This window comes from Micromonospora sp. AMSO12t (genome assembly GCF_008806585.1).
GTDB lineage: Bacteria > Actinomycetota > Actinomycetes > Mycobacteriales > Micromonosporaceae > Micromonospora > Micromonospora reichwaldensis.
In genome coordinates this window covers 1-9,726 of the sequence record NZ_WAAS01000240.1, presented here as the reverse complement: position 1 = coordinate 9,726, position 9,726 = coordinate 1, and the positions used below count along the sequence as shown (strand labels likewise).

General features: G+C 69.8%; 8 protein-coding genes and 2 pseudogenes. 6 read left to right on the top strand and 4 right to left on the bottom strand.

Annotated features, from left to right (window positions below; translation table 11 throughout):
• The 4 genes and pseudogenes from F6X68_RS33685 to F6X68_RS25930 form a co-directional block, all read left to right on the top strand.
• A pseudogene (locus F6X68_RS33685) lies at positions 1–1,025 on the top strand (hypothetical protein); the annotation flags it as partial.
• 72 nt (positions 1,026–1,097) lie between these two features.
• Entirely contained in the window at positions 1,098–1,547 is a 450-nt protein-coding gene (locus F6X68_RS25940) for a helix-turn-helix transcriptional regulator (protein WP_151456729.1), read from the top strand.
• A gap of 5 nt (positions 1,548–1,552) precedes the next feature.
• Complete coding sequence (locus F6X68_RS25935) at positions 1,553–1,963, top strand: VOC family protein (RefSeq protein WP_151456728.1); 411 nt, start codon at positions 1,553–1,555, stop codon at positions 1,961–1,963.
• Between the two features lie 81 nt (positions 1,964–2,044).
• Positions 2,045–4,432 (top strand): excinuclease ABC subunit UvrA, encoded by a 2,388-nt coding sequence (locus tag F6X68_RS25930; protein ID WP_151456727.1) that lies wholly within the window; start codon positions 2,045–2,047, stop codon positions 4,430–4,432.
• Between the two features lie 356 nt (positions 4,433–4,788).
• Here the strand turns inward: F6X68_RS25930 and F6X68_RS25925 are convergent, their stop codons facing one another.
• The 3 genes from F6X68_RS25925 to F6X68_RS25915 all read right to left on the bottom strand — a co-directional run bounded on the left by F6X68_RS25925 (position 4,789) and on the right by F6X68_RS25915 (position 7,335).
• Complete coding sequence (locus F6X68_RS25925; protein WP_151456726.1) at positions 4,789–5,775, bottom strand: aldo/keto reductase; 987 nt, start codon at positions 5,773–5,775, stop codon at positions 4,789–4,791.
• 32 nt (positions 5,776–5,807) lie between these two features.
• Complete coding sequence (locus F6X68_RS25920; protein WP_151456725.1) at positions 5,808–6,401, bottom strand: flavodoxin; 594 nt, start codon at positions 6,399–6,401, stop codon at positions 5,808–5,810.
• Between the two features lie 76 nt (positions 6,402–6,477).
• Complete coding sequence (locus F6X68_RS25915) at positions 6,478–7,335, bottom strand: aldo/keto reductase (protein WP_225852430.1); 858 nt, start codon at positions 7,333–7,335, stop codon at positions 6,478–6,480.
• A 175-nt stretch (positions 7,336–7,510) separates the two neighbouring features.
• Here F6X68_RS25915 and F6X68_RS25910 point away from each other — a divergent pair, with 175 nt between their 5' ends.
• Positions 7,511–8,374, top strand: coding sequence for a helix-turn-helix transcriptional regulator (locus F6X68_RS25910; protein ID WP_151456724.1), 864 nt, complete (start codon positions 7,511–7,513; stop codon positions 8,372–8,374).
• Between the two features lie 549 nt (positions 8,375–8,923).
• Here the strand turns inward: F6X68_RS25910 and F6X68_RS25905 are convergent.
• A complete protein-coding gene (locus F6X68_RS25905; RefSeq protein WP_151456723.1) occupies positions 8,924–9,517 on the bottom strand; it encodes an AAA family ATPase in 594 nt (197 codons plus the stop codon).
• A gap of 57 nt (positions 9,518–9,574) precedes the next feature.
• Here F6X68_RS25905 and F6X68_RS25900 point away from each other — a divergent pair.
• Positions 9,575–9,726, top strand: a pseudogene (locus F6X68_RS25900) (site-specific integrase); the annotation flags it as partial.

Here is a 9,726-nt window from a genome sequence, read left to right as displayed (position 1 = left end):
AGATCGGCGCGCACCTCGCCGAGCCGGGACACCCCGGCCTGCTCGCCACCCCCACCCACGCCAACGGCACCCTCGACCCGCTCGCCCTGATCGAGCGCCTCGCGGCCCTCGGCGACCGCCCAGCCTGGCACTGGGACCTCACCCAGGCCCTGCTGCGCCTACCCGCCGACACCGACGAGACGGTCGCCGGCAAGGCCGCGGCACTGGGCACCCCGGCGGGGGAGCGGCTCGCCACCTGGCTGCGCGCCGGCGGACTGCCACAACCCGTCACGCGCGCCGTCACCCGCACCCGACGCCCCCGCCGCAACGGCTACGACTGGGAGTACGACCAACTACCGCCCAAGCGGATCCTCGTCGAGCTGCGCCCACCCGACGGATACGACGACCCGTACGGACTGCTGACCGTCGACCCCGCACCGATCGGTGTCGAGCACTCCGCCTGGGCGAACCTGCTGCCGTCGACCCTGCCGGGACACCGGGCAGTCGTCGCCGCGTACGCCCTGCCGATCGTGGCCGCCACCGCGGACATGGACCAACGCGGCGGCACGACCATGCTGCCGCTGCTCGCCGAAACCACCGGCCCCGGCGGACCGGCCCTCGACCTCGCCCTGTCCTACGGCCTCGCGGCCCGCCACGGCACCGACCGGATCGCCGCCCTGGACGCCCTGCTCGCCCTCGCCGCGGCCGGGCAGCTCGACGCCACCGCGACGGGCGGACACCTCGGCCGACTCGTCGCCGGGCACCTGGTGAAGCTGTCCAGGGCACTCGAACCACTACGCGACGCCGCCCAGGCCGGAGCACCGCTGACCGTGTGGCGACTGATCGCCGCCGCACTGCCGTCGGCACTCGCCGCACCCCAGCCCCCGCGCGGCCTGCCGGACCTGCTGAGCCTCGCGGCCGAGACGGCCAGCACGACCGGCACCCGCATCGACGTGCCCGGCCTGGCCGACGTCGCCGGCCGGGGCGGATCCAGCCGCCTCGTCACCGAGGCCCGACGCCTGCACCGCGCACTCGACACGGTATGACCCGGCACACTGGCGGCGACAGGCCGCCGACCCTGCTGGGCAACCCCGACGCCACGTGGCACGATCTCGCAGGTGACCAGCAGAGACGCCGCCGACCAGCACCTACGCGACCTCGCCCGGCTGCGCCGCGTCCGCGACTGCATCGACCGCGAGTACGCACAGCCCCTGGACGTCGAGGCGCTCGCCCGCGGCGCGAACATGTCAGCCGGACACCTCAGCCGCCAGTTCCGCCAGGCGTACGGCGAGTCACCGTACGCCTACCTCATGACCCGGCGCATCGAACGCGCCATGGCGCTGCTGCGCCGTGGCGACCTCAGCGTCACCGAAGTCTGTTTCGCCGTCGGCTGCTCCTCGCTGGGCACCTTCAGCACCCGCTTCACCGAACTGGTCGGTGTGCCGCCGAGCACCTACCGCGCCCGGACGGCTCACGCGACGGCGGAGATGCCCGCGTGCATCGCGAAACAGGTGACCAGACCGATCAGGAATCGAGAAGCACGCGCCAGGCAGCCGCAACTAGCCTGACCGGCATGGACATCACCATTCACTACGCCTTCCTCCCGCACACCGACGCCGACGCCGCCCTGACCTTCTACCGCGACACCCTCGGCTTCGAGGTCCGCAACGACGTCGGATACGACGGCATGCGCTGGCTCACCGTCGGCCCCGCCAACCAGCCCGGCACGTCCATCGTCCTGCACCCGCCGGCCGCCGAACCCGGCATCACCGACGACGAACGCCGCACCATCCTCGAACTCATCGCCAAGGGCAGCTACGGCGCGATCACCCTGGCCACCGACGACCTCGACGGCCTCTTCGAGCGGCTACAGGCCAGCGGCGCCGACGTCGTGCAGGAACCCACCGCCCAGCCCTACGGCGTCCGCGACTGCGCCTTCCGCGACCCCACGGGCAACCTGATCCGCATCAACGAGCTGCACTAACCCCTCGGGCGCACCCAGACACCTAGGAAACCCTCGACGCGGGGACCGCGACGGCGGCCCCGCGCAGCAGATGGAGACACGATGAGCACCGCCACGGGGACGGACACCCAGGCAACCGCCCACATCGCCGACAGCCACGACCTGATCCGCGTGCAGGGCGCGCGCGTGAACAACCTCAAGGACGTCAGCGTCGACATCCCGAAACGCCGCCTCACGGTCTTCACCGGCGTCTCCGGCTCGGGCAAGAGCTCACTCGTGTTCGGCACCATCGCCGCCGAGTCACAGCGGATGATCAACGAAACCTACAGCGCCTTCCTGCAGGGCTTCATGCCGTCGCTCACCCGACCGGACGTCGACCTGCTCGACGGCCTGACCACGGCGATCATCGTCGACCAGGAACGGATGGGCGCCAACCCCCGCTCCACCGTCGGCACCGCCACCGACGCCAACGCCATGCTGCGCATCCTGTTCAGCCGCCTCGGCCAACCCCACATCGGCTCGCCCAACGCGTACTCCTTCAACATCCCCACCGTCCGCGCCAGCGGCGCGATCACCGTCGAACGCGGCAACAAGACCAAGGCCGAGAAGGCGACGTTCCACCGCCTCGGCGGCATGTGCCCCCGCTGCGAGGGCATGGGCACCGTCAACGACATCGACCTGACCGCCCTCTACGACGCCGGCAAGTCACTCAACGAGGGCGCCCTCACCATCCCCGGCTACAGCATGGACGGCTGGTACGGGCGCATCTTCCGCGGCTGCGGCTACTTCGACCCCGACAAGCCGATCAGCAAGTTCACCAAGAAGGAACTGCACGACCTGCTCCACCGGGAACCCACCAAGATCAAGGTCGACGGCATCAACCTGACGTACGTCGGCATCATCCCGCAGATCCAGAAGTCCTTCCTCGCCAAGGACGTCGACGCCCTCCAGCCCCACATCCGGGCCTTCGTCGAGCGCGCCGTCACCTTCCAGACCTGCCCGAGCTGCGACGGAACCCGACTCAGCCCCGAAGCCCGCGCATCGAAGATCAACGGCAGGAGCATCGCCGACGTCTGCGCCATGCAGATCAGCGACCTGGCCGAGTGGATCCGCGACCTCGACGAACCCTCGGTGGCCCCCCTGCTCAAGGGGCTGCAACACCTCCTCGACTCGTTCACGCAGATCGGCCTGGGCTACCTCTCGCTCGACCGACCCTCCGGCACCCTGTCCGGGGGAGAGGCACAACGCACCAAGATGATCCGCCACCTCGGCTCGTCCCTCACCGACGTCACCTACGTCTTCGACGAACCCACCATCGGCCTGCACCCGCACGACATCGAGCGGATGAACAACCTGCTGCGGCAACTGCGCAACAAGGGCAACACCGTGCTCGTCGTCGAACACAAACCCGAGACCATCATGATCGCCGACCACGTCGTCGACCTCGGCCCCGGCGCCGGCACCCACGGCGGCACGGTCTGCTTCGAAGGCACCGTCGAAGGACTGCGGGGCAGCGACACCGTCACCGGCCGCCACCTCGACGACCGGGCCGCCGTCAAGAAGACCGTACGCACGCCCACCGCCACCCTCGAGATCCGCGGCGCGACCGCGCACAACCTGCGCGACGTCGACGTCGACATCCCACTCGGCGTCCTCTGCGCCGTCACCGGCGTCGCCGGCTCCGGCAAGAGCTCGCTGATCCACGGCTCCGTCGCCGGCCGCGACGGCGTCGTCGTCATCGACCAGGGCGCGATCCGCGGCTCCCGACGCAGCAACCCGGCGACCTACACCGGCCTGCTCGACCCCATCCGCAAGGCGTTCGCCAAGGCCAACGGCGTCAAACCGGCACTGTTCAGCGCCAACTCCGAAGGCGCCTGCCCCACCTGCAACGGCGCCGGCGTCATCTACACCGACCTGGGCGTCATGGCGACCGTCGAGACCACCTGCGAGGAATGCGGCGGCAAGCGGTTCCAGGCAGCCGTCCTGGAGTACACGCTGGGCGGCCGGAACATCGCCGAGGTGCTCGCCATGCCCGTCGCCGAGGCCGAGGAGTTCTTCGGCACCGGCGAGGCGCGTATCCCCGCCGCCCACGCCATCCTGAACCGGCTCGCCGACGTCGGACTGGGCTACCTCAGCCTCGGCCAACCCCTCACCACCCTCTCCGGCGGCGAGCGGCAACGCCTCAAGCTCGCCACCCACATGGCCGAGAAGGGCGGCGTCTACGTCCTCGACGAGCCGACCACCGGCCTGCACCTCGCCGACGTCGAACAACTGCTCGCCCTGCTCGACCGGCTCGTCGAATCCGGCAAGTCGGTCATCGTCATCGAGCACCACCAGGCGGTCATGGCACACGCCGACTGGATCATCGACCTCGGCCCCGGCGCCGGCCACGACGGCGGCCGGATCGTCTTCGAGGGCACCCCCGCCGACCTCGTCGCCAAGCGGTCCACCCTCACCGGCGAACACCTCGCCACCTACGTCGGCACCTGACCAGCGCCGATGCGGACACCGTGGCGGCGTCGGCGCCCGCCACGGTGTCCGCCGGACGCGTGGCGCGCGCCGGGGGAGTACCCGTAGTCACCCCGAGAAGGCGAACCGCACATCCGGAAAAGGCCGGCGCCGGCCCGTCGCCCAAACGCCGACGGGCCGGCGCCCGGGTCAGCGGACCTCCGGGGGATGGGTGACCTCGACACGGGCGACGAGCTACTTGAGCTGCGCGATCTCTTCGGCAAGGGCGGCGACATCGCCACGACGAGCAGGAACTGTCCGTGCTATGCCTGCGGGCGCTGCAGGCCGCCCTCGTCCACGTCGACACCCCCATGGCCCAGGACGTCCTCGCCGACGCGTCAGCGGTTGATCCACCGCTGCATGTGCTGAGGGTAGCGCTCACCTTGAACGACCACCTGGTCGGCGGCGGCGGAGATCTCGCTGAGGTCTGCGGAGGTGAGTTCCACGTCAGCGGCGGCGGTGTTCTCGCGCAGGCGGTGGATCTTCGTGGTGCCGGGGATGGGGACGATCGTGGGGTGCTGGGCGAGCAGCCACGCAACGGCGACCTGCGCGTTGGTGGCGCCCTTGCGTGCGGCGATCGCCGTCAGCAGGTCCACGAGGGCCTGGTTAGCGGCGCGGGCCTGCTCGGTGAACCGGGGCAGGGTGTTGCGCAGGTCGGAGTCGCTGAACGACGTGCTGGTGGTGATCGCGCCGGTGAGGAAGCCCTTCCCCAGAGGACTGAACGGCACGAAGCCGACGCCCAACTCGATCAGGGTGGGCAGGATCTGCTCCTCGGGCTCGCGCCACCACAGGGAGTACTCGCTCTGCAGTGCCGCGACCGGCTGCACGACGTGGGCGCGGCGGATCACCTCCACACCGGCCTCGGACAAGCCGAAGTGCTTCACCTTGCCGGCAGCGATGAGATCCTTCACCGTGCCGGCGACGTCCTCGATCGGCACGTCGGGGTCGACGCGGTGCTGATACAGCAGGTCGATGCAGTCGGTGCCGAGCCGGCGCAACGAGTCCTCGACGGTCGCTCGGATGTGGTCGGGGCGGCTGTTCAGGCCGGTGGACCGGTCGCCGTCGAAGGCGAAGCCGAACTTGGTGGCGATGACGACCTGCTCGCGCACGGGTGCCAGAGCCTCGCCTGCAAGTACCTCGTTGGTGAACGGGCCGTAGATCTGGGCGGTGTCGAAGAAGGTGACACCTTGGTCGACGGCGGCACGGATGAGAGCGATGCCATCCTCGCGGCCGACAGCCGGGCCGTAGCCGTGGCTCAGGCCCATGCAGCCGAGACCGATCGCAGAGACCGTGAGTCCGCTGCTGCCAAGGGTGCGCTGATCCATGGGTTCTCCCTGGAAATTGTGGTGGCTGGGCGTCACAGCAGGCCGATGCGGCGTAGCCATGCCTCGACGGCCGGGCTCGCGTCGGCAACGTCCTCTCCGCGCACGGCGAGTCCTTCGCCGAGGGTCGCTCCTGGACAGGAGACGGCGTAGTCGCGTTCGGTGGTGCCGAGGCCGCTCATCGCGTGCGTGGTCAGCGGGTGGATCGTCTTACCGGTGAAGTCGACGCTTTCGGCGAACGTCGTCATGATCATGGGTGCACGGACGTTCCAGATCGGGCTGCCCAGCAGCACCGTGTCGTACCGGCTGATCGAGGCCAGCGGGTTGGTGATGGCCGGGCGGGCGTTAGACCGCTGTTCCCGCACGTTGCGAGCGACCGTCGGGTCGTAGTCGTCGGGGTAGGGGTCGGCAGCCTCGATGCGGTGCACGTCGCAACCGATCAGCCGGCCGATCGTCTCGGCGACGACCTGGGTGTTGCCGACCGTGAGGCGTCGCCGGCCGCCGTTGAAGTAGTTCTCTCCGGCGCGGGAGAAGTACGCCAGCAGAACGGCCCTGCCGTCGGATACGGGCCGGCTGGGGGCGGCGGCCGGCTCGTTGCCGGCCGGGCCGGAAGGGACGCAGCCACTCATTGTGGCGATCGCGGCGCCAGCAGCACCCGCGATGACGGTACGGCGGGAGATTCGGCCGGGCCGGTCACGCATGCCATCAGTCGACACGGCGGCTGCCGAGCCAGCTGACCATCGCCGGGTCCCGGTGGTCGAAGAACATCGAGGCGCCGGTGTCCAGGGCGGCGATCCGGGTCATCTCGTCGTCGGTCAGGTCGAAGTCGAAGACGTCGAGGTTCTGCGCCATCCGCTCCGGGCGCACGGACTTCGGGATGACGACGACGTCGCGCTGGATCAGCCAACGCAGGACGACCTGGGCGACGGACTTGCCATGCGCGACCCCGATCTCGGTGAGGACCGGGTTGGTGAACAGGTCGTTCTTGCCCTCGGCGAACGGACCCCAGGACTCGATCTGCACCCCGTGCTCGCGCATGAGCTGTTGGTCGGCGACGCGCTGGTGGAACGGGTGCGTCTCGATCTGATCGACCGCCGGTACGACATCGTTGTGGACGATCAGGTCGACAAGCCGGTCGGGGTGGAAGTTCGAGACGCCGATCGCCTTGATCAGCCCCTCGCCGTACAGATCCTGCATGGCGTGCCAGGAGCTGTAGTAGTCACCGAGCGGCTGGTGGATCAGGTACAGGTCCAGGTAATCCAGCCCGAGATTCCGCAGAGACTTGTCGAACTCGCGCTTGGCGGTGTCCTTGCCGGTGTGCTGGATCCACATCTTCGTGGTGATGAACAGCTCGTCGCGGGGGATGCCGCTCCTGGCAATGGCCCGGCCGACGGCTTCCTCGTTGCCGTAGGAGGCGGCGGTGTCGATCAACCGGTAGCCGGCGACGAGGGCGTCGGTGACGACCTGTTCGGTCTGCTCGTCGGGCACCTGGTAGACGCCGAAGCCGAGGATCGGCATCTCGACGCCGTTGTTGAGCATGACGACGCGATTCTGTACGGACACGATCACGATCCTTCGCTGTGGGAGGGGCCGACCGCCTGAACGGCCGGTGCCAGTCTCAGTGAATTCCGTTCGCTGAGCCCACGAAACCCGCTTTTCTGCGCGCGAGGCAGTGACTGTCATGACCGGTAACGCCAGACCCTCCCTCAGCCCGCGACCACGGCCCTACGGTCGAGGCGTGGACAACCGCAACGAGGTACGCGACTTCCTCACCACCCGCCGCGAGCGACTCACTCCCGAGCAGGCCGGCGTGCCATTGTTCGGTGGCAAGCGACGGGTGAAAGGGCTGCGCCGCGAGGAGGTTGCGATGCTCGCCGGGATGAGCACCGACTACTACACCCGCCTGGAACGCGGCAACCTGACCGGCGTCAGCGCGTCGGTGCTTGAGTCTCTCGCCCGCGCTCTGCACCTCGACGAGGCCGAACGCGCGCACCTGCTCGACCTGGCCGACGCGGCGAACACCTCCGACCGCGCCGCCGGCCGGCCGAGGCGCGCGCTGAACCGTACCGGTGTCCGTGTTGGGGTGCAGCGCATTCTAGACACCATCAACGCCCCGGCCTATGCCCGCAATGGGCGGATGGACATCCTGGCCGTCAACCGGCTCGGTCGAGCTCTGTTTGCCGGCGCCTACGGCGCCGGCTTCAACCTGGCCCGCTACCTGTTCCTCGATACACGCTCGCAGGGCTTCTACCGCGACTGGCCCACGGTCGCCCGAGACTGCGCCGCCGCCTTACGCACCGAAGCTGGCCGCAACCCCTACGACCGAGGCCTCACCGACCTGGTCGGCGAACTCAGCACCCGCAGCGAGCAATTCCGCACGTGGTGGGCCACTCACAACGTGAAACTGCATCACACGGCGACCAAGATGATGCACCACCCGGTCGCAGGGGACCTGGAACTCACCGGCGAGGCCCTGCACCTGCCGGGGGACTCGGGCCTGACGATCATCACGTACACCTTCGAGCCCGCCAGCCCCACCGAGCAGGCCCTCACCTTCCTTGCCGGTTGGAGCCCGCAGGAAGCAGCCACGGACACCCGCTGACGAGCGTTCGGCGAAACGCCCAGGGCGGAGAAGCAATCCGGCCGCGACACCGACCGGCCCGAGCCGAAATACCGTGTCCGCTCGACGCCACGCTAGATCGCCGCCGTTTGCGGCTGGTGACACGTTTCTTGCCGGCACCCCAAGTGCGCCGCGGCCGGCCCACCATCCGCGCCGGCCGTGAAGGCCTCTCGCCTTCGTCATCGCGGGGGAGCGTGCCCGGGCAGGGCCGAACAGCCACGACGACGAAGCACCTCCGGTGGCGCGCCCCGCCGTGATCATCGCGGACCGAGAGGGAACCCCAGGGCCGGTCACCGACGTGTCGCCTGGCGCCCGGGGTGGCGGCCCGCACAGGCCGGTGACGGTGCGGCCGACCCGCGACAGCGGCTTAGGTCTGGCTGAACGTCAGGGTGACCGCACCGGTTGAGGACGACATCGCCGGTCGAAGCCGCGCCAACCGGTCACGGCCGTTGGCGTGCAGCCCGCGCTGCCAACGTGCGCGCGGTTGCGCAGGCGTCCGAGCGCCTGTTCTCTCCGATTCGATAATGTACATTATGTCAAATAAGCCGGATCGGGCCCTCCCTCGGCTCGGTCCGACGGCAGGTCGGCGAAGTGCCGCAGGTGTGTCTCCACCAGCGCCACACGCACCTGCACCGGCGCGGGCGGCACCGCGATCAGGTGGTGCCCGTGCGCTCGGTAGACCTCCTCGTGCACGCGGGCGAACGCCAGCGACTCGGCGTAGCCGATCCGGCGGGTGGCACTCGGTGTCACGAAGCCCAGCGGCTCGACCAGGAACACCTGCCGCTGGTAGGCGCCGTCGCGCAGCACCCGCCGCACCTCCTCGGTGAGCAAGCGCCCCGGCGGGCGTCCCAGATATTGCGCGAGGGCCAACGTGCACAGCGGCGACCGGTCGTGGACCTGCACCGACCCGTACGCCCCGGGCGCCTCGCGGCGCTCCCGCTGGAGCCGCGCGACGGCGTCGACGAACCCGGCCTCCCGCCACGGTTCGGCGACGCCCCGCCCCTGCTGGGCCGCGATGACGTCGGTGGCCGCCTCGGCGACGACGTCCCACCCGCGCCGACGCAGCGCGTCGGCGAGTGTCGTCTTGCCCGCCCCCGGCGCACCCGTCAGTACGTACCGCCGCATGCTCTCCCCCTCTCTCGCCGTTGCCGGCGAACCCGAAAATGCTGCATAATATCCCTTATGCATGACAAACAGGACGAATCGGTACGGCAGCTCATCGAGGAGTTCCTGACAGCCCGCGCGACCCGCAAGCCCTCCCCCCACACACTGGAGGCGTACCGGCGGGACCTGCGCGCCGTCGCCGAACTGGCGGCCGAGGAGAGCACCCCCTG